13 protein-coding genes are annotated in these 19,603 nt (G+C 68.6%); 10 read left to right on the top strand and 3 right to left on the bottom strand.

The window, feature by feature from the left end; genetic code table 11:
- Position 1 precedes the first annotated feature (1 nt).
- The 5 genes from carB (at position 2) to CURTO8I2_RS13880 (ending at position 7,927) form a co-directional block, all read left to right on the top strand.
- Positions 2-3,271 carry a carbamoyl-phosphate synthase large subunit gene (gene carB, locus CURTO8I2_RS13900; protein WP_159681850.1) on the top strand — a complete coding sequence of 1,090 codons (3,270 nt, stop codon included), beginning with the start codon at positions 2-4 and terminating at the stop codon, positions 3,269-3,271.
- Positions 3,272-3,284: 13 nt separating this feature from the next.
- Complete coding sequence (greA, locus tag CURTO8I2_RS13895; protein ID WP_159681849.1) at positions 3,285-3,761, top strand: transcription elongation factor GreA; 477 nt, start codon at positions 3,285-3,287, stop codon at positions 3,759-3,761.
- 17 nt (positions 3,762-3,778) lie between these two features.
- Positions 3,779-4,738 carry a phosphoglycerate mutase gene (locus tag CURTO8I2_RS13890; protein ID WP_159681848.1) on the top strand — a complete coding sequence of 320 codons (960 nt, stop codon included), beginning with the start codon at positions 3,779-3,781 and terminating at the stop codon, positions 4,736-4,738.
- A gap of 14 nt (positions 4,739-4,752) precedes the next feature.
- A complete protein-coding gene (gene recJ / locus CURTO8I2_RS13885) occupies positions 4,753-6,465 on the top strand; it encodes a single-stranded-DNA-specific exonuclease RecJ (protein WP_236551166.1) in 1,713 nt (570 codons plus the stop codon).
- A gap of 118 nt (positions 6,466-6,583) precedes the next feature.
- Entirely contained in the window at positions 6,584-7,927 is a 1,344-nt protein-coding gene (locus tag CURTO8I2_RS13880; RefSeq protein ID WP_159681846.1) for a hypothetical protein, read from the top strand.
- Positions 7,928-7,946: 19 nt separating this feature from the next.
- Here the strand turns inward: CURTO8I2_RS13880 and CURTO8I2_RS13875 are convergent, their stop codons facing one another.
- Positions 7,947-9,902 (bottom strand): GGDEF domain-containing protein, encoded by a 1,956-nt coding sequence (locus CURTO8I2_RS13875; RefSeq protein WP_159681845.1) that lies wholly within the window; start codon positions 9,900-9,902, stop codon positions 7,947-7,949.
- A 135-nt stretch (positions 9,903-10,037) separates the two neighbouring features.
- On the opposite strand from CURTO8I2_RS13875, the gene prfB reads away from it, so the two are divergent.
- The 4 genes from prfB (at position 10,038) to CURTO8I2_RS13855 (ending at position 16,168) form a co-directional block, all read left to right on the top strand.
- Positions 10,038-11,166, top strand: a protein-coding gene (gene prfB / locus CURTO8I2_RS13870) for a peptide chain release factor 2 (RefSeq protein ID WP_159681844.1) whose coding sequence is annotated in 2 segments (ribosomal slippage) — positions 10,038-10,112 and positions 10,114-11,166 — 1,128 coding nt in all. Because the reading frame shifts where the segments join, the coding sequence is not laid out codon by codon here.
- A 93-nt stretch (positions 11,167-11,259) separates the two neighbouring features.
- On the top strand, positions 11,260-12,780 hold the full coding sequence (lysS, locus tag CURTO8I2_RS13865) for a lysine--tRNA ligase (protein ID WP_159681843.1): 1,521 nt from the start codon (positions 11,260-11,262) through the stop codon (positions 12,778-12,780).
- A gap of 162 nt (positions 12,781-12,942) precedes the next feature.
- The gene (locus CURTO8I2_RS13860; protein WP_159681842.1) at positions 12,943-13,998 is read left to right on the top strand and encodes a two-component system response regulator; all 1,056 of its coding nucleotides are present in this window, start codon (positions 12,943-12,945) and stop codon (positions 13,996-13,998) included.
- Positions 13,999-14,008: 10 nt separating this feature from the next.
- Complete coding sequence (locus CURTO8I2_RS13855; protein WP_159681841.1) at positions 14,009-16,168, top strand: ATP-binding protein; 2,160 nt, start codon at positions 14,009-14,011, stop codon at positions 16,166-16,168.
- Between the two features lie 19 nt (positions 16,169-16,187).
- On the opposite strand, the gene CURTO8I2_RS13850 is transcribed toward CURTO8I2_RS13855, so the two are convergent.
- Together CURTO8I2_RS13850 and CURTO8I2_RS13845 are read right to left on the bottom strand one after the other, a co-directional pair.
- Positions 16,188-17,102 carry a crotonase/enoyl-CoA hydratase family protein gene (locus CURTO8I2_RS13850; protein ID WP_159681840.1) on the bottom strand — a complete coding sequence of 305 codons (915 nt, stop codon included), beginning with the start codon at positions 17,100-17,102 and terminating at the stop codon, positions 16,188-16,190.
- A 164-nt stretch (positions 17,103-17,266) separates the two neighbouring features.
- Complete coding sequence (locus tag CURTO8I2_RS13845; RefSeq protein WP_159681839.1) at positions 17,267-18,946, bottom strand: long-chain fatty acid--CoA ligase; 1,680 nt, start codon at positions 18,944-18,946, stop codon at positions 17,267-17,269.
- Between the two features lie 200 nt (positions 18,947-19,146).
- On the opposite strand from CURTO8I2_RS13845, the gene CURTO8I2_RS13840 reads away from it, so the two are divergent.
- Positions 19,147-19,575 carry a nuclear transport factor 2 family protein gene (locus CURTO8I2_RS13840; protein ID WP_159681838.1) on the top strand — a complete coding sequence of 143 codons (429 nt, stop codon included), beginning with the start codon at positions 19,147-19,149 and terminating at the stop codon, positions 19,573-19,575.
- The last annotated feature ends 28 nt before the right edge of the window (positions 19,576-19,603 follow it).

Here is a 19,603-nt window from a genome sequence, read left to right as displayed (position 1 = left end):
CATGCCCAAGCGCACTGATATCCAGACCGTCCTCATCATCGGCGCCGGCCCGATCGTCATCGGCCAGGCCTGCGAGTTCGACTATTCCGGCGCCCAGGCCTGCAAGGCCCTGCGCGACGAGGGCTACCGCGTGGTGCTGGTCAACAGCAACCCCGCGACGATCATGACCGACCCGGAGATGGCCGACGCCGTCTACATCGAGCCGATCAACTGGCAGACGGTCGAGAAGATCATCGCCAAGGAAAAGCCCGACGCACTGCTGCCGACGATGGGCGGCCAGACTGCGCTCAACTGCGCGCTGGACCTCGCCGACCACGGCGTGCTCGAGAAGTACGGCGTCGAGCTGATCGGTGCCAAGCGCGACGCGATCCGCATGGCCGAAGATCGTGAGCTGTTCCGCGTGGCGATGGGCGAGATCGGTCTCGAATGTCCGCGCGCCGAAGTGGCGCACACGCTCGAGGAAGCGCTCGACATCCAGACGCGCGTCGGCTATCCGACGATCATCCGGCCGAGCTTCACCCTCGGCGGTTCAGGCGGCGGCATCGCCTACAACCGCGAGGAACTGGTCGACATCGTGACCCGCGGTCTCGAGCTGTCGCCGACGACCGAAGTGCTGGTCGAGGAATCGGTGCTGGGCTGGAAGGAATTCGAGATGGAAGTGGTCCGCGATACCGCGGACAACTGCATCATCGTCTGCTCGATCGAGAACCTCGATCCGATGGGCGTGCATACCGGCGACTCGATCACCGTCGCGCCGGCGCAGACACTGACCGACAAGGAATACCAGCGCCTGCGCAATGCATCGGTCGCGGTGCTGCGCAAGATCGGCGTCGACACCGGCGGCTCGAACGTGCAGTTCGGCATCAATCCGAAGGACGGCCGCGTGGTCGTCATCGAGATGAATCCGCGCGTGTCGCGGTCGTCGGCGCTGGCGTCGAAGGCCACGGGCTTTCCGATCGCCAAGGTCGCGGCCAAGCTCGCCGTCGGCTACACGCTCGACGAACTCAAGAACGAGATCACCGGCGGCAAGACCCCGGCCTCGTTCGAGCCGTCGATCGACTACGTGGTCACCAAGATTCCGCGCTTCGCATTCGAGAAGTTCCCGCAGGCCGATGCGCGCCTGACCACGCAGATGAAGTCGGTCGGCGAAGTCATGGCGATGGGCCGCACCTTCCAGGAATCGATGCAGAAGGCGCTGCGCGGGCTGGAAACCGGCAAGGTCGGTTTCGATCCCACCGGGCTCGATCTCACCGATGAAGACGACATGGCCACGCTGCGCCGCGAAGTGCGCGAACCGGGCCCCGAGCGTCTGTTCTTCCTGGCCGATGCGTTCCGCGCCGGTCTGTCGGTCGAGGACGTCTATGCGCTGTCCTACGTCGACCACTGGTTCCTCGACCAGATCGAAGAACTGATCACGACCGAAGCCGAAGTCGCCGCGGCCGGCATCGACGCGCTCGACAAGGCGCGCGTGCGTGCGCTCAAGCGCATGGGCTTTTCCGATGCGCGCCTGTCGCAGCTGCTGGGCACCGACGAGCAGGCTGTGCGGGCGCTGCGCCGTGCGTTCGGCGTGCGCCCGGTCTACAAGCGCGTCGACTCCTGCGCGGCCGAGTTCGCCACTGACACCGCCTACCTGTATTCGACCTACGAGGACGAGTGCGAGGCGCAGCCGACCAGCCGCGACAAGATCATGGTGCTCGGCGGCGGTCCCAACCGCATCGGCCAGGGCATCGAGTTCGACTACTGCTGCGTGCACGCGGCGCTCGCGCTGCGCGAGGACGGGTACGAGACCATCATGGTCAACTGCAACCCGGAAACCGTGTCGACCGATTACGACACGTCCGATCGTCTGTACTTCGAGCCGCTCACCCTCGAAGACGTGCTGGAGATCGTCGAGGTCGAGAAGCCCAAGGGCGTGATCGTGCAGTACGGCGGCCAGACCCCGCTCAAGCTCGCGCGTGCACTCGAAGCCAACGGCGTGCCGATCATCGGCACCTCGCCGGACTCGATCGATCTGGCCGAGGACCGCGAGCGCTTCCAGAAGCTGGTCGACGAGCTGGGCCTCAAGCAGCCGCCGAACCGCACTGCGCGCAATCCCGAGGAAGCGCTGGTGCTGGCGCGCGAGATCGGCTACCCGCTGGTCGTGCGTCCGAGCTACGTGCTCGGCGGCCGTGCGATGGAAGTGGTGCATGCCGACAGCGATCTCGCGCGCTACATGCGCGATGCGGTCAAGGTCTCGAACGATTCGCCGGTGCTGCTCGACCGCTTCCTCGACAACGCGGTCGAGGTCGACATCGACGTCATTGCCGATCGTGCAGGCAACGTGCTGATCGGCGGCGTCATGGAGCACATCGAGGAAGCCGGCGTGCATTCGGGCGACTCCTCGTGCTCGCTGCCGCCGTACTCGCTGTCGGCGGAGGTGCAGGCGCGCCTGCGCGAGCAGGTCGTGGCCCTGGCGCGCAAGCTCAAGGTCATCGGCCTGATGAACACCCAGTTCGCGGTGCAGACCGACGACGACGGCGTGGATACGATCTTCCTGCTGGAAGTGAATCCGCGTGCCTCGCGCACGGTGCCGTTCGTGTCCAAGGCGATCGGTCTGCCGCTGGCCAAGATCTCGGCGCGCTGCATGGCCGGCAAGACCCTGGCCGAGCAGGGCGCGACGACCGAGATCGTGCCGTCGTACTACTCGGTCAAGGAAGCGATCTTCCCCTTCGCCAAGTTCCAGGGTGTCGATCCGATCCTCGGGCCGGAGATGCGCTCCACCGGTGAGGTCATGGGCGTGGGCGAAAGCTTCGGCGCGGCCTTCGCCCGTGCGCAGGAAGCGGCGAGCATCCGCACGCCGCCGACCAGCGGCAAGGTGTTCGTGTCCGTGCGCGACCCCGACAAGAAGCGCGTGTTGCCCGTCGCCCGCGACATCATCGCGCGCGGCTACACGATCGTCGCGACCGCCGGCACCACGAAGTGGCTGCGCGAGCACGACATCGCCTGCGAGCAGATCAACAAGGTCGTCGAAGGTCGCCCGCACGTCGTCGACCTGATCAAGAACGGCGAGATCGCGTACATCGTCAATACGACCGAGGGCAAGCAGGCGATCGCCGACTCGTTCTCGATCCGCCGCGAGGCCCTGCAGCACCGCGTGACCTATTCGACCACCGTCGCCGGTGCGAAGGCGTTGCTGCACTCGCTGGAATTCCGCGGCAGCGGCCCGGTCTGGGCGCTGCAGGAACTGCACGCGCAGCTCAAGGGCGACGCGGCAGCCATCTCAACACACTGACGGAGGCACGCCCATGCGCGCACCCATGACACTGCGCGGCGCCCAGCGCCTGCGCGAAGAACTCGAAGAACTGAAGTCGGTCAAGCGCCCGGCGGTGATCGAAGCGATCTCCGAAGCGCGTGCCCACGGTGATCTCAAGGAGAACGCCGAGTACCACGCCGCCCGCGAGCAGCAGAGCTTCATCGAAGGCCGCATCAAGCAGCTCGAAGGCGAGCTGTCGCACGCCGACCTGATCGACGTCGCCAAGCTCAATGCCGGCGACAAGGTGGTGTTCGGTGCGACGGTGGTGATCGCCGACACCGAGACCGACGAAGAGAAGCGCTACCAGATCGTCGGCGACCTCGAAGCCGACATCAAACAGGGCCTGATCGCGATTTCCTCGCCGGTGGCGCGCGCGATGATCGGCAAGCACGAGGGCGACAGCATCAGCATCGATGCGCCTGGCGGCTCGCGCGAGTACGACATCGTCAGCGTCGAGTACGTCGGCTGAACCCAGGCCGCGCCCGGGTGGACTCGGCCACGTTCCTGTTGCCCGCCGCGGCACGCTTCGGCGCGCAGCGCTGGCACCCGGACGTGTCGCGCGCGCTCGGCCGTGCCGACAGCGCGTCACGGGCAGCCGGTCGGCGCGCGCAGCTCGCCCGGCACATCGAACTGCCGGGTGGCACCTGGCCGCTCGCGGCCCTGTCGCGGCAGGTCGACGTGGGCGATGCCGGCGGATCGGACAGTGCCTGGTTGCGCGCCGATCCCGCCTGGCTGCGGCCCGACATCAACGGCGTGCGCCTGATGGCCCACGGCGACACGCTGGGCCTGACCCGCGCAGACTGCGACGCATTGCTGCCCGCACTGCAGCCGGTGTTCGGCGATGCAGGCTTCGCGCTCGATGCACCCGATCCGGCGCGCTGGTACCTGCGTGTGCCGCGCGCGAGTCCCTTGCCCGAATTCCCGGATCCGTCCGAGGCCCTGGGCACCGATCTCGCCGATCACGACGACGACAGCGCCGCGGCGCGCCGCTGGCGTGCGCTCGCGACCGAGGCGCAGATCACCCTGCACAACCATCCGTGGAACGCGCGCCGTGTCGCGGCTGGTATGCCTCCGGTCAATGCCCTGTGGTTCTGGGGCGGCGGACCGCTGCCGGACGCGCGCGTGCACGTACGTAGCGTGCAGGCACAGGTCCACACCGACGATCCCACCCTGCGTGCCCTCGCGGCGAGTGCGACGACGGTCGCGGCCCTGCCGCAGGCGTTCCCGCAACCGCACGACGCGATGCTGTTCGATCTGGTCGGCGAGCGCGATCTGCGTCGCCTGCAGACCCACTGGCTGCAGCCGGCACTCGCCGCGCTCGCACGCGGGCAACTGCGCACGCTCTCGATCGACGACGAGGACGGCCGGGTGCTGACGTTGCGGCGCTGGCATCGTCTGCGCGTCTGGCGTCGCCTGCGCGCCGCATCGCCGGCGGCCGCGTCTTGAGCGTGCAGGCGCCCGTGATCCGCCGCCGCGAGGCCACGGTCGGTGCGGACTGGCCGTCGAGCGTGCCGGCGCTGCTGCGGCGGATCTACGCCGCGCGCGGCGCGCATGATCTCGATGCCGCGCAGCCGAAGCTCGCCGGCCTGCTGCCCCCCGACGGGCTGTCGAACATCGACGCCGCCACCGTGTTGCTCGCCGATGCCATCGCCAGCGGCGAACGCATCCTCGTCGTCGGTGATTTCGACTGCGACGGCGCGACGGCGTGCGCGGTCGCGGTACGCGGGCTGCGCATGCTCGGCGCACGCGACATCGTGCACGCGGTGCCCAATCGGGTGACGCATGGCTACGGCCTGTCGCCGGCGCTGGTCGAATCGCTGGCGCCCCTGGCGCCGTCGCTGCTGGTGACCGTCGACCACGGCATCGCCTGCCACGCCGGCATCGAAGCTGCGAAAGCGCTGGGCTGGCGCGTGCTGGTGACCGATCACCATCTGCCCGGCACCGGGCTGCCGCCGGCCGATGCGATCGTCAATCCGAACCTGCCGGGCGACACCTTCCCCAGCAAGATGCTCGCCGGCGTGGGCGTGATCTTCTACGTGCTGATGGCGCTGCGCGCGCGGCTGCGGGGTCAGGGCGATGCACACGCCGCCGCTGCGGATCTGGGCAGCCTGCTCGATCTCGTCGCGGTGGGCACGGTCGCCGATCTGGTGCCGCTAGACGCCAACAACCGCGCGCTCGTCTCCGCCGGGCTCCGCCGCCTGCGCGCGCGCCGCGGCTGCGCCGGGCTCCATGCGCTGATCGAGATCGCCGGTCGCGACGCCGCGCGCCTGACCGCGGCCGACATCGGGTTCGCGGTCGGCCCGCGCATCAACGCGGCCGGCCGGCTCGAGGACATGGCGATCGGCATCGAGTGCCTGCTCAGCGACGACGGCGCGCACGCGCGCGATCTCGCCGACACGCTGCACCAGATCAATGCCGAGCGCCGCGCGGTGCAGCAGTCGATGCTCGACGACGCCGAGAACGCCGTCGCCGGTCAGCCGCCGGTCGATCCGGCCAGCGCCGGCGTGTGCCTGTTCGATGCGGACTGGCATCCGGGGGTCGTCGGTCTGGTGGCGTCGAAGATGAAGGACGCGCTGCATCGTCCGGTGATCGCGTTCGCGCCGGCCGAACCCGACAGCGACCAGCTGCGCGGCTCGGCGCGTTCGATTCCGGGGCTGCACATCCGCGACGTGCTCGCCGCGGTCGACGTGGCGCATCCGGGTCTCGTCGAACGGTTCGGCGGGCACGCGATGGCGGCGGGACTCACCCTGCAGCGCGATCGCCTCGACGCGTTCACCGAAGCCTTCCGCGCGACGGTCGAACGGATGCTCGATCCCGCGCTGCTGCGCGCGGAGATACTCACCGACGGCGCCCTGCGCGGCGAGGAATTCGACATCGTGCATGCCGCGCATCTGCGCGATGCCGGGCCGTGGGGGCAGGGCTTTCCCGAGCCGCAGTTCGATGGCGAGTTCGCGGTCGTCGACTGGCGCGTGGTCGGCACCCGCCATCTCAAGTTGACCCTGCGCGCGGACGGGCATCCGAAGCCGCTGTCGGCGATCCACTTCGGCGGCTGGCGCGAGATCGCACCGGCCGCGCGCGAACGCGTCGTCTATCGGCTCGCCCCGGACGACTACCGCGGCGGCGATGCGGTGCAGCTGGTCGTGGAGCACCGCGAGCCGCTCGCCCGGGACTGAGTCCGCGGCGCACCGCGTGCGCAATCGTGAATGGGGGTGCAAAATGGGCTGCCGCGCATGCGGCGCGCCCGCGGCCGCTGCCATGCAATGCCGCCCACTTCTGTACAGGGAGACGTTCTTGAAGACTGTCCACACGCTGGCCCTTGCCATCGCACTGGTCCTGGCACCGCCCATCGCCGCGCACGCCGCCGGCCCCGGCGACGCCGCCGAATCCGTGACCCTGGGAACCGAACGTCGCGGCGAGATCACCAGCCGGTCCAGCCTCAACCACCAGGACGGCTCGCGCAGCCAGCTCTACCGCATCGACCTGCGCGAAGGCCAGGTGGCCTCGTTCAAGCTCGAAGGCGCGCTGCGCGGGCGGCTGACCGCGTTCCACGGCGGCGACCTGGTCGCCACCTCGAATCCGGACAACGAGGCGGCTGCCCTGGTCGTCCGCGCCAAGCGCGCCGGCAGCTACACGATCGCCGTCAGCGGCGTCGACGCCAGCGCCTACGGGCCGTTCACGCTGCAGGCGGCGGCGATCGACGCCTACAACGGGGAAACCCTGCGTGTGGGCGCGGCGATCAACGACTGGACCGATGCCAGGCGCCAGCTGCCGCTGCGCATCGACGAAGCCGGTTTCTACACGATCGACATGCTGTCCGACGATTTCGATTCGGTGCTCAAGCTCGACGGTCCCGGCGTGTCGCTCAGCAACGATGACGGCGGCGACGGCAGCAATGCGCGCATCAGCGCACGCCTCGCGCCCGGCACCTACACGTTGACGGCCGAGGGCTACGGCAGCGACCGCATCAACGGCATGTACCAGATCCGCGTGGCCGCGCGTCCGCTGCCGGAAGGCGGTCTGCGCGAGGGCGGCGCCCTGGAAGTGGGCAGCACGGTGACCGGCCTCTACGAGGGCACTGCGCACGCGTACACGTTCACGCTGCCGGCGCGCCGCGTCGTCCGCATCGACATGCGCAGCGAGGAGATCGATCCGCTGCTGCACCTGGCGGGCCAGGGCGTGGAGAAAACCGACGACGACGGCGGCGACAATCTCGACTCGCGCATCTCGATGCTGCTCGAGCCGGGCGCGTACACGGTGCGCGCGGATGCCGCATCCGCCGGCGCCGGTCTGTACACCTTGGCATTCGCCGCGTCGGAAGCGCCCGACAACGTGGGTGGCGGCACGCTGGCGGCGGGCCGTCCGGCCGAGGCGATGCTGTTGCCCGGCATGACCGACCGCTGGACGCTCAGCCTGCGCAGCGCGGGCGAATACGCCATCACGATGCAATCCGACGATCTCGACAGCTACCTGCGCCTGAGCCGTGACGGGCAGGACGTGGCGACCGACGACGACGGCGGTGGCGGCCTCAACGCACGCATCGCGCAGCGGCTCGATGCGGGCACCTATGTCGTCGAGGCGTCGTCGGTCGACGGTGACACCGGCGGCAGCTACCGCATCTCGCTCGAGCGTCGCTGACCCGGATCTCCGGCGCCGCTCAAACAGGCGCCGGGGACTCCCGTCCACCATCCGCCGCGGTGCCGCGCGCCTGCCAGCCGGGGGCGGCATTGCCGGGTTCGCTGGCCCGCCATTCGATCGGCGCCCGGCTGCTCACCGCGGTGACGTGCCCGGCGCGGATCGCGGCCTCCGGATCACGCAGTACGGCCTTGACGTCCAGCACGTCGGCATCGCACCACAGTCCGGTCCAGGCGTCGCGGCCGCCGCGCTTGGATGCATAGAGGGCGCGGTCGGCCAGGTCCACGGCCTCGCGCCACCGGTCCTTCTTCGCGAGGCCGACCGGCGGCGCCGTCGGCCAGCACGCGAATCCGATCGAGACCGACAGCACGGCCTGGCCGCCATCGAAGTCGAAGGGCGCATTCGCGACGACCGCGCGCAGGCGCTCGGCGACGTCGCAGGCGCGACGCAGATCCAGGGCGGGGCAGGCCACCAGGAACTCCTCGCCGCCCCAGCGCGCGACCAGATCACCCGGCCGGCAGCACTGGCCCAGTCGCGCCGCGATCTCGACCAGGATCGCGTCGCCGGTGCTGTGCCCGTGCTGGTCGTTGCTGTGCTTGAAGTAATCGACGTCGAGCAGGAACACCACCTGCCGCCCCGCGCCGGCCGCCGCGCCCGACATCACGCGCAACGCATGCGTGGCCGCGCCCCGGTTGAGCAGACGGGTCAGGCTGTCGACCGAACTGAGCCGGTACAGACGACGGTTCACCCGGCGCTGGTACCCGGCGAAGGCCAGCATCAGCACGACGAGAATCGCGAGACCCGCGATCGCGGCACTGCGCAGCCTGCGCGCATGCTGCGCGTTGAGCACGTCGACGCGGCGCTGGTCGTGCAGGCGCGCCAGCTCGTTCGCACTGTGCCGATCCTCCAGCCGTGCCTGCAGGCCGGCCAGCGTACCGAGGTTCTGGCTGCGCAAGGCGCGCACCTCGACGTCCCGCAGTGTCTGCTGCACGTCGAGCGCGGCCTCGAACGCGCCGAGCGCGCGCAGGGCCGCGACTTCGTTGCGCATCGCATCGCGGTACTCGATGCGGAACGCGCCGAGCCGGGCGATCTCGACCGCATCACGCGCATGGGCGAGGGCCTGCGTCGCGTCGCCCGCCTCCAGCGCCAGGCGCGACATGCGCATCAGGGTGACCGCGGCCCCGGAGGGATCGTCGCGGCGCTGCGCATCGGCGATGCGCGCCAGCGTGGGCAGCGCGGCGAGGCCGGCGCCGTCGAGCGCGGCCAGTTCGGCGCGCGACCGTTGTTCGATCACGCCCAGCGCGATGGCCTCGGCCTGGGGCAGGGCGACGGCGAATGCGTCGCGCGCGTCCGCCACGCGTCCTGCACGCAGATGGTTCAGGCCCTGGTTGTACAGCAGCACCGGCTCGGCCAGTCCGCCGGCGTCGGCGATCGCCTGTGCCCGCGCGAAGAGGCGCGTGGCGTCGTCGAACGCTTCCAGCTCCTCGCTGTGGATGTTGCCCACGTTGTTGAGCATCTTGACCTGGGCGATCGCCGAATCGCCGGTCTCGGCTGCTTCGAGCGCGCGCGTGTACAGCGCCAGCGCGCGCGGCACGTCGCCGGCCAGCTGCAACGCCGCGCCGGCATTGGAGAGCGCACGCAGCGCGAATTCGGGCGGTTGCGGCGACACGGCGAGCAGGCGTTCGATCCGGTCGACCGCATCGATGGCGGTCAGCGCATCGCCGGTCAGCGCCGCGGCGCGCGCGAGACAGGCCTGCAGCTTGATCGCCTCGGGCGCAGGCAGATCCTCGCCCGACAGCGCGGCATGGGCGATCGCGACCGCTTCGACCGGCCGCCGCTCGCGCAGCTCGAAGCAGCGCTCGACCTGCGCCGCCAGGGCGTGGCCGGGCTCGGCGTTCGGTCCTGCCGCCTGCGCGGCCGTCCAGCCGAACATCATCGCGCCGGCCAGTAGCCAGCGGCGCGCGTCGCGCGTCCTCATTCCGGTCGATCCCCTTGCCAGTGCCCCCAATGGCGTCGGCGATTCTAGCGGCAAAGCGGCGTGCCGGGCGCGCGCTGCGGGGACGCCGCGGGGCGGACTTGCTAGAATCGTGGGTTTCCCCGGACGTCATCGGCCATGCTTGAACTCAATCCCGTTCGCCAGCGCATCGTCGACCTTCGCGGTCGGCTGGATGCGCTCAGGGGGTTTCTTTGACTACGACGCCCGTCGCGAGCGTCTGGAAGAAGTCGAGCGCGAGCTCGAAGACCCGACCATCTGGAACGACCCCGAGCGCGCGCAGGCGCTGGGGCGTGAGCGCTCGACGCTCGACAAGACCGTCAACGGCATCCGCAATCTGACCGAGGGTCTGGAAGGCGCGAACGAACTGCTCGAGCTGGCCGAGTCGGAACAGGATGCGGACACCGCACAGGCGGTCGTCGACGACGTCGAAGGCTTCGCCGTCGAGGTCGACAAGCTGGAATTCCAGCGCATGTTCTCCGGCGAACTCGACTCGGCGAACTGCTTCGTCGACATCCAGGCCGGCGCCGGCGGCACCGAGGCCCAGGACTGGGCCGAGATGATGCTGCGCATGTATCTGCGCTGGGCCGAGAACCGCGGCTGGAAGACCGAACTGATGGAAGTGTCGGGCGGCGAAGTCGCGGGCATCAAGTCGGCGACCGTGCGCGTCGAGGGCGAGTTCGCCTACGGCTGGCTGAAGACCGAGATCGGCGTGCACCGTCTGGTGCGCAAGTCGCCGTTCGACTCGGACAACCGCCGGCATACGAGCTTCACCTCGGTGTTCGTCTCGCCGGAAGTCGACGACAACATCGAGATCGACATCAATCCGGCCGACCTGCGCACCGACGTGTACCGCTCGTCCGGCGCCGGTGGCCAGCACGTCAACAAGACCGAGTCGGCGGTGCGCATCACGCACATCCCGACCAACACCGTCGTCGCCTGCCAGACCGGCCGCAGCCAGCACCAGAACCGCGACACGGCGATGAAGATGCTGGCCGCCAAGCTCTACGAGCTGGAAGTGCAGAAGCGCAACGTCGAGAAGGACGCGCTGGAAGCCACCAAGTCCGACATCGGCTGGGGCAGCCAGATCCGCAATTACGTGCTCGACCAGAGCCGCATCAAGGATCTGCGCACCGGCGTGGAGCGCAGCGATACGCAGAAGGTGCTCGACGGTGATCTCGACGAATTCGTCGAGGCCAGCCTGAAATCGGGTCTTGCGGCGGGTTCCAAACGCACTGACGCCGTCTGATCGCTCCATTCGCCGACGCGCCGCGTCGGCCCGGCGCGACCGGCCGCTCCGGTCGCGCATGATTTCCCCTTCGAAGACCAACGAACCGCACCCATGACCGACGCTCCCGCACCGCAGACGCCCGCCGACGAGAACGCCCTGATCGCCGAGCGTCGCGGCAAACTGTCCGCGCTGCGCGGGCAGGGCGTGGCGTTTCCGAACGACTTCCGTCGCCGCGACGAAGCCGGTGCGCTGCAGGCCTCGCGTGGCGATGCCGAGCGCTGGACCGGCGAGGCACTGGAGGCCGAAGGGGTGCAGGTCGCCGTCGCCGGCCGCCTGATGGCGAAGCGGGTCATGGGCAAGGCCGCGTTCGCGACCGTCCAGGACGTCAGCGGCCGCATCCAGCTGTTCCTGCAGTCGGCGACGCTCGGCGAGCGCTACGACACATTCAAGGGCTGGGACGTCGGCGACATCGTCGCGGCCGAAGGCACGCTGATGCGCACCAAGACCGGCGAACTGTCGGTCAAGGCGTCTTCGCTGCGCCTGCTGACCAAGTCACTGCGCCCGCTGCCCGACAAGTGGCACGGCCTGAGCGACGTCGAGCAGCGCTATCGCCAGCGTTACGTCGATCTGATCGTCTCACCGGACGCGCGCGCGGTCTTCGTCAAGCGCTCGCGCATCATCGCCGCGATCCGCCAGTGGCTCGACACCCGCGACTTCCTCGAAGTCGAGACGCCGATGATGCATTACATCGCCGGCGGCGCTGCGGCCAAGCCGTTCACCACGCACCACAACGCGCTCGACCTCGATCTGTTCCTGCGCGTCGCGCCCGAGCTGTATCTCAAGCGGCTGGTCGTCGGCGGCTTCGAGCGCGTCTACGAGATCAACCGCAATTTCCGCAATGAGGGCGTGTCGACCCGGCACAACCCCGAGTTCACGATGCTTGAGCTCTACGAGGCCTACGTGGCCTACGAAGAGGTCATGGACCTGACCGAGACCCTGATCCGCGATGTCGCGGCGCAGGCGGTCGGCACCACCGCGCTGGAATGGGACGGTAACGCGATCGACGTCGGCCCTGCATTCCGGCGCTGGAAGCTCGAAGAAGCCGTACGTGAGCTCAATCCAGAGATCAGCGTCGCCGACTGCCGTGACCGCGAGGCACTCGCCGCGCATTGCGCGCGCCTGGGCGTGCACGTCAAGACCGGATACGGTTGGGGCAAGCTGCTGCTGGAGATCTTCGAGAAGACCGTCGAGACCGGTCTGATCCAGCCGACCTTCATCACCCATTACCCGGTCGAGGTGTCGCCGCTGGCCCGCGAGTCCGACAGCGAGGCCGGCATCACCGACCGCTTCGAACTGTTCATCGGCGGCAAGGAGATCGCCAACGGCTTCTCCGAGCTCAACGATCCCGAGGACCAGGCCGCGCGCTTCCGCGCCCAGGTCGACGCCCGCGAGGGCGGCGACGACGAGGCCATGCACTACGACGCCGACTACATCCGCGCGCTCGAGGTCGGCCTGCCGCCGACCGGCGGGCTGGGGATCGGCATCGATCGTCTGGTGATGCTGCTGACCGGTTCGTCGTCGATCCGCGACGTGCTGCTGTTCCCGTACATGCGCCCGCAGGCCGACGCCTGAGGGCAGTTGCTGCCGTCCGGCGGCAAGCGCTCCGGCCGTTGTTAACATCGGATCGGGCCCCGTCGGCGCGTAGGAATTTTCCTGGCGCTGGCGCGGGACTTGCTTCGGATGGAGATGGCCCGCGATGATGCGGGCCAGGGCAACCGGGAGGAGACCCGCCGCATGAACATTGTCATCGTCGATGACCAGACGTCCGCACGGACGATGCTGCGGCACATCCTCGAGGACATCAGCCCGGAGCTCGAGGTCTTCGACTTCGGCGATCCCGAGCACGCGCTGCGCTGGTGCGACGATCACCGTCCCGACCTGCTGCTGCTCGACTACCGCATGCCGGTCGTCGATGGCCTGGAGTTCGCGCGCCGCTTCCGTCGTCCGCTGATGCACCGCGACGTGCCGATCGTGCTGGTCACCGTGGTCGGCGACGAGCCGATCCGGCAGGCTGCGCTGGAAGCGGGCGTCATCGATTTCCTGGTCAAGCCGGTGCGTCCGCGCGAACTGCGCGCGCGCTGCCGCAACCTGCTGCAGCTGCGCCAGCAGTCCGAGTCGGTCAAGCAACGGGCGCTGTCGCTCGAACAGCGGCTGCTCAAGAGCATGCATGAGGTCGAGGAGCGCGAGCGCGAGACGCTCACCCGGCTGGCGCGCGCGATCGCGTATCGCGATGCCAGCACCAGTGCCAATCTCGAGCGTGTGGCGGCCGTCGCCGGCATGGTCGCCGAAGCGATGGGCCTGTTCGAAGACGAAGTGCGGATGATCGAGCTTGCCGCGCCGTTGCACGACATCGGCAAGATCGCGATTCCCGATGCCATCCTGATGAAGCCCGGCCCGCTGACGGCCGAGGAAACGGCGGAGATGCGCCAGCACCCGCAGATCGGCTACGAACTGCTGAGCAACAGCCAGAACCGCTTCATCCAGCTCAGTGCATTGATCGCGCTGCGCCACCAGGAACGCTACGACGGCAGCGGGTATCCCGACGGCTTGGCCGGCGAGCAGATCCCGCTGGAAGCGCGCATCGTCGCGATCGCCGACGTGTTCGACGCCCTGATGTCCAAGCGCCCCTACAAGCGTGCCTGGTCGATCGAGGAAGCGCTGGCCTACATCGGCGAGAACAGCGGCCGTCATTTCGATCCGCGGTGCGTCGAGGCGATGCTCGCCAACGTGCCGCGCCTGCAGCTCATCTGCGCCCAGTTCGGCGGTCGGCCCGTCGGGCCGCTGCAGTAAGACGCCTGCGATGAACGCCGCGATCGGCTGGCTGCGCGCGCGTCTGTCGGACCGCTCTGACAGCGAACACGGCCAGGCCACCGTGCGCCTGGTCATGCTGGTCGTGATCTACGCCTATCTGCAGCTCTTCGTCGGCGGCAAGCCCGAGGTCGCCCGCGCGCTGTGGCTGTCGGAGGCCTATCTCGCGATCGAGTACGCGGTCGCGCTCGGCATCTTCGGCTGGCTGCTGTGGCGTCCGGGCGTGTCGCATCCGCGGCGTGTGCTGGGCATGGTGGCGGACTACAGCCTGATGGGCGTGGGTCTGTTCCTGCTCGGCGACCTGCTGGCCTGGCTGTACGTGGTGATCATGTGGGTCACCGTCGGCAACGGCCTGCGCTTCGGACCGCGCTATCTCTACGCCGCGATCGGTTTCGCCGTGGTCACGTTCGGCACTGCAGTGGCGATCACACCGTACTGGCAGCAGAACCTGTCGCTCGCGATCGGCCTGCTGGTGGGGCTGGTCGCGGTACCGCTGTATCTGAGTTCGCTGCTGCGTGCGCTCACCGAGGCGACGCGCGCGGCAAAGGCGGCGAGCGAGGCGAAAAGCCGGTTCCTGGCCAACATGAGCCACGAATTCCGCACGCCGCTCAACGGCATCATCGGCATGTCGGACCTGCTGGTGACGACGCCGCTGACCGCCGAGCAGCGCGACAGCGCGCACGTCATCCAGACCTCGGCCAAGGCGCTGCAGGTGCTGGTCGACGATGTGCTCGACATCTTCAAGATCGAGGCCGGCAAGTTCCGCAGCAGCCACGCGGACTTCTCGCTGCCCGAACTGGTCCGCGGCATCCAGGTGATGCTGATGCCCAGCGCACTGGCCAAGGGCCTGCAGTTCGAGGCCCAGGTCGCCGACAAGGTGCCGACGCTGCTGCACGGTGACAGCAACCAGCTGCGCCAGGTGCTGGTGAACCTGTTGTCGAATGCGATCAAGTTCACCGACCAAGGCAAGGTCACGCTGTCGATCGAGGCCATCGACGGCGAACAGTCGCCATCTCGCGTGCAGTTGCGGTTCTCGGTGCGCGATACCGGCATCGGCATGCCGCCTGAAGCGCTGGACGGCATCTTCGATGCGTTCGAGCAGGTCGAGACGGGTCTGGGCAGGCGCTTCGGTGGAACCGGCCTCGGCACCACGATCGCCAAGGGGCTGACCGAGCAGATGGGCGGGCAGATCCACGTCGAGAGTCGACAGGGCGAGGGCTCGCACTTCTGGATCGAGATTCCGCTGGGCGTGGTCGAGCGCGACGCCGCGGCGCCCGCGTCGGCCAGCAACGTCATCTCCTTCGACGATCCGTTCGTGCGTCACCGCGCACGCGTGGAGCCGATGCGGATCCTCGTCGCCGACGACCAGCCGGCCAATCGCATGGTGCTCAGGCGCCTGCTCGAGAAGGCGGGGCATCGCCCGCACATCGTCAACGACGGCGACGACGTGCTGACCGCGCTCGAGGCGCAGACGTTCGATGCGGTGATCACCGATCTGCACATGCCTGGCGCGGACGGCCTGGACATCATCCGTCAGACCCGTTTCATGGAAGCCGGCAGCGGTCGCCGCACACCGTTCATCGTGTTGACCGCCGATGCGACCGCAGAGGCGCGCGAGGCCTGCATCCGGGCAGGCGCGATGGCCTACCTCACCAAGCCGATTGTCATCGAGCGGATGCTCGAGAAGCTCGCCGAGATCGCACTCGGGACAGCGGCGGCGCCGGCGACTCCCGCGTCGTCGCAACCGTCCGCGCGCGTCCCGCAGGCACCCGAAGGCGGCGTGATCTCGCAGGACATCCTCGACGAGCTGCGCGAGATGGGGCTGGGCGAACAGTTCGTGCAGCGGTTCCTGGGCGAGTGCACGCGCGATGCCCGCAAGTGCCTCGTCGACTTCGAGGAAGCCGCGCAGCTCGGCAACTGGGATGCGGCCCGCGACGCCTGTCACGCGCTCAAGGGCGCGGCCGGCAACATGGGCGCGGTTCGCCTGGCCGACAGCGCGTCGAGCGGCATGCGCATGCAATCGGCCGAACTGCAGAAGGCGTGGCAGGCCCTGCTGCAGACGCTGGGCCAACAGCTCGACGAGGCACTGGTCGCGTTGCGCGAGCGCGGCGACCTGCCGCGCGCCGGCATGCCCGGGTCCGAGAAAGCCTGACCCGGGCGTCGCGCCGCCGTCAGCCGACGTCGGCCGCCTTGTCGTCGTCCACCGCATCCGGCCGGCGCAGCTGCGCGCGCACCAGGCGCTCCATCGTGCGCAACTGGCGCTCGCCCAGCTGCAGCGCGGTATCGACCCAGATGCGGGTGATGCGCATCAGTTCCTCGTGCGTGACGGGGTGCGCGCCCTCGCGTACGTCGTGCAGGGCCAGACGCGCGGCGGCGATGCGACGGTTCTGGCGGATGACCTCATGCACCGCGCGCGTGCCTTCGCCCTTCGGTACCAGCACATCGACGATGCCCATCCTGTAGAGCTCGTCGCTGTTGTACATCACGCCGTTGAGCATCATCTGCTCGGCGACCTTCGGGCTGACCTTCTGCGCGAGCAGCGAATAGGCGCCCATGCCCGGGAACAGACCGAACAGCACTTCCGGGAATCCCATCTGCACGCCGCTCTCGGCGACGATCGTCTGGCAGGCCAGCGCCAGCTCGAAGCCGCCGCCGAGGGCATCCCCTTCGACCAGCGCGACCGTGTGCGCGTTGCGATGCAGGCGCGTGTGCAGCAGATGGATGTTGTCGACGCACTCGGTCGCATAGCGCAGCAGCCCGTCACGGTTGCGGTCGCGGATCAGCGATGCGAAGAGCTTGAGATCGCCGCCGAGGTTGAAGACATGGCTGTCGGCGCCGAGGACGATATGCGAGACATGGGCCGGTTCGGCTTCCGCGCGGCTGGCGATGCGGTCGATCGTCTGCTGGGCGAACAGGCGCAACTCGCGCAGCAGGGCGGGGGAGAAGCAGGCCCGATAGGTGGGATCGGAGAACGCCTGCTGCGCATGCATGAAGCACCAATGCGAGTCATTGGAGGTGTCATGTTCGATACGGATGGTGGACAGTGCGGCGGTTGCGTCACCGTGCAGCAGCTCGACGTTGTGCATTGAAATCCCCTGAAGCGGACTTCCCGCCGGTCGGGCGCCGGCAGGCGTCCCGTAGAAAATATTCGCCCGATGCGGGCTCTATGCGCGCATCGGGCGAAAAGGGCAAGAATTTCAATGGTCTAAAAGCTGAATGCCAATTCCGTCACCCGGAATTGGGAACTGCGTCACACTTGTGGCGCTTTGTCTCGCAGTTCGCGGCGCAGGATCTTGCCGACGTTCGTCTTGGGCAGTTCGGTCCGGAACTCGACGATCCGCGGGTGCTTGTAACCGGTCAGATGCTCGCGCGCATGCGCCTTGACCTGGTCCGCGGTCAGCGCGGGATCCTTGCGCACGATGACGACCTTGACCGCCTCGCCGGACTTGTCGTCGGGCACGCCGATCGCGGCGACTTCGAGCACGCCCGGCATCATGGCGATGACGTCCTCGACTTCATTCGGATAGACGTTGAATCCGGACACCAGAATCATGTCCTTCTTGCGGTCGACGATGTAGAAGAAGCCCTTCTCGTCCATCTTCGCCATGTCGCCGGTGTGCAGCCAGCCGTCGGCATCGATCGCTTCCGCGGTGTCTTCGGCCCGCTGCCAGTACCCCTTCATGACCTGCGGCCCGCGGATGCACAGCTCGCCGACCTCGCCGACCGGCAACTGCGCGCCGTCCTCACCCTTGACGCAGGCTTCGGTCGACGGAACGGGCAGGCCGATCGCGCCGTTGTACTCGGCCAGGTCCATCGGATTGATGCAGGCGGCGGGCGAGGTCTCGGTCAGGCCATAGGCTTCGACGAGCGTGACGCCGGTGGTCTGCTTCCAGCGCTCGGCGACCGAACGCTGCACTGCCATGCCGCCACCGAGGGTCAGCCGCAGCGGACTGAAGTCGATGTCGGAAAACCCCGGCGTGTTGAGCAGGCCGTTGAACAGCGTGTTGACGCCGGTGATCGCGGTGAACGGTTCGCGCTTGAGCTCCTTGACGAAACCGGGCATGTCGCGCGGATTGGTGATCAGGATGTTCTTCGCGCCCAAGCGCATGAAGACCAGGCCGTTCGCCGTCAACGCGAAGATGTGGTACAGCGGCAGCGCCGTGATGATCGTCTCCTGGCCTTCGCGCGCCAGTGGCCCGATCCAGGCCGAGGCCTGCTGCATGTTCGCCACCAGGTTGCGGTGGGTGAGCATCGCGCCCTTGGCTACGCCAGTGGTGCCGCCGGTGTACTGCAGGAACGCGATGTCGTCGTGCGTGATCGAGACCTTCGGCAGCTCGTGCTTCGCGCCCGCGGCAATCGCCTCGCGGAAGCGGACGGCGCCGCGGATCGCATAGTCCGGCACCATCTTCTTGACGTGCTTGAGCACGAAATTGACGATCGCGCCCTTCGGGAAACCGAGCAGGTCGCCCAGGCCCGTCGTGATGACCTGCTTGACCTGGGTATCGGCCAGCACGTCCTGCACGGTCCTGCCGAAGTTGTCCATCACCAGCACCGCGGCGGCGCCGGAATCGACCAGTTGATGACGCAGCTCGCGCGGCGTGTACATCGGGTTGGTGTTCACCACCGTCAGGCCCGCGCGCAGGATGCCGAACGTCGCGATCGGGTACTGCAGGCAGTTGGGCATCATGATCGCGACGCGATCGCCTTTCTTGAGTTTCAGTTCGCCGAGCAGGTAGGCAGCGAAATCACGGCTGCGCGCGTCCAGTTCGCCATAGGTGATCGTCTGTCCCATGTTCGAGAACGCGGGCCGGTCGCGGAATTTCGCGATGGCTTCGTCCAGAACCGCCGGCACCGAGCTGTACTGCCCGGGATCGATTTCCGCAGGCACGCCTGCAGGGTAGTTCGCCAGCCACGGACGTTGATCGGTCATGCAATCCTCTCCCTGATTGAAGGCCGTCACTCGAACTGGTGACCGTACCTGTGCAATTCGCTCGATTGGAGCATAGGCTCTAGGGGGAGGCAAGGCGCGATGCGGCGGAGTCCACGCCGCTTGCGCGCCCGTGCTTCGGGCCAGTCACGGGGAGTGGAGACATGCGGCGAACGCACGGCGACGCGCGTCGGATACGGGGCATGATCGGGCTGCTGCTCGCGTGCGTGCTGGCGATGACAGGCTGCAAGCGGGCGGCGCCCGAAGAGGCGATCCGCGAGCAGGTCGCGGCGCTGCAATCGGCGATCGAGGCGCGCAGCGCGTCGGATGTCGCGGCGGTGCTCGACGACGATTTCATCGGGCCGCAGAACATGGACCGCCGCGCCGCGCGGCAGCTGGCGGCCGTGATGATGCTCCGGCACCAGCGCATCGGCGTGCTCACCGGCCCGCTCGACATCACGCTGCAGGGCGAGGACCGCGCGATGGTGCGCACGCGCGCCGCGGTGAGCGGGGCCGACGGCAGCGCCCGGCTGCCCGACAGCGCGCAGGCGTGGCGCGTGGAAAGCGGCTGGCGTCTGCGCGACGGGGTCTGGCGGATCAACCGCCTCGACTGGACGCCGGTCCTCGAGTGAGGCGCGGCGCCAGGCGGCGCCACGCACG

The organism is Luteimonas sp. 9C (assembly GCF_902506295.1).
GTDB lineage: Bacteria > Pseudomonadota > Gammaproteobacteria > Xanthomonadales > Xanthomonadaceae > Luteimonas.
This window is presented reverse-complemented; position numbering and strand designations above follow the sequence as displayed.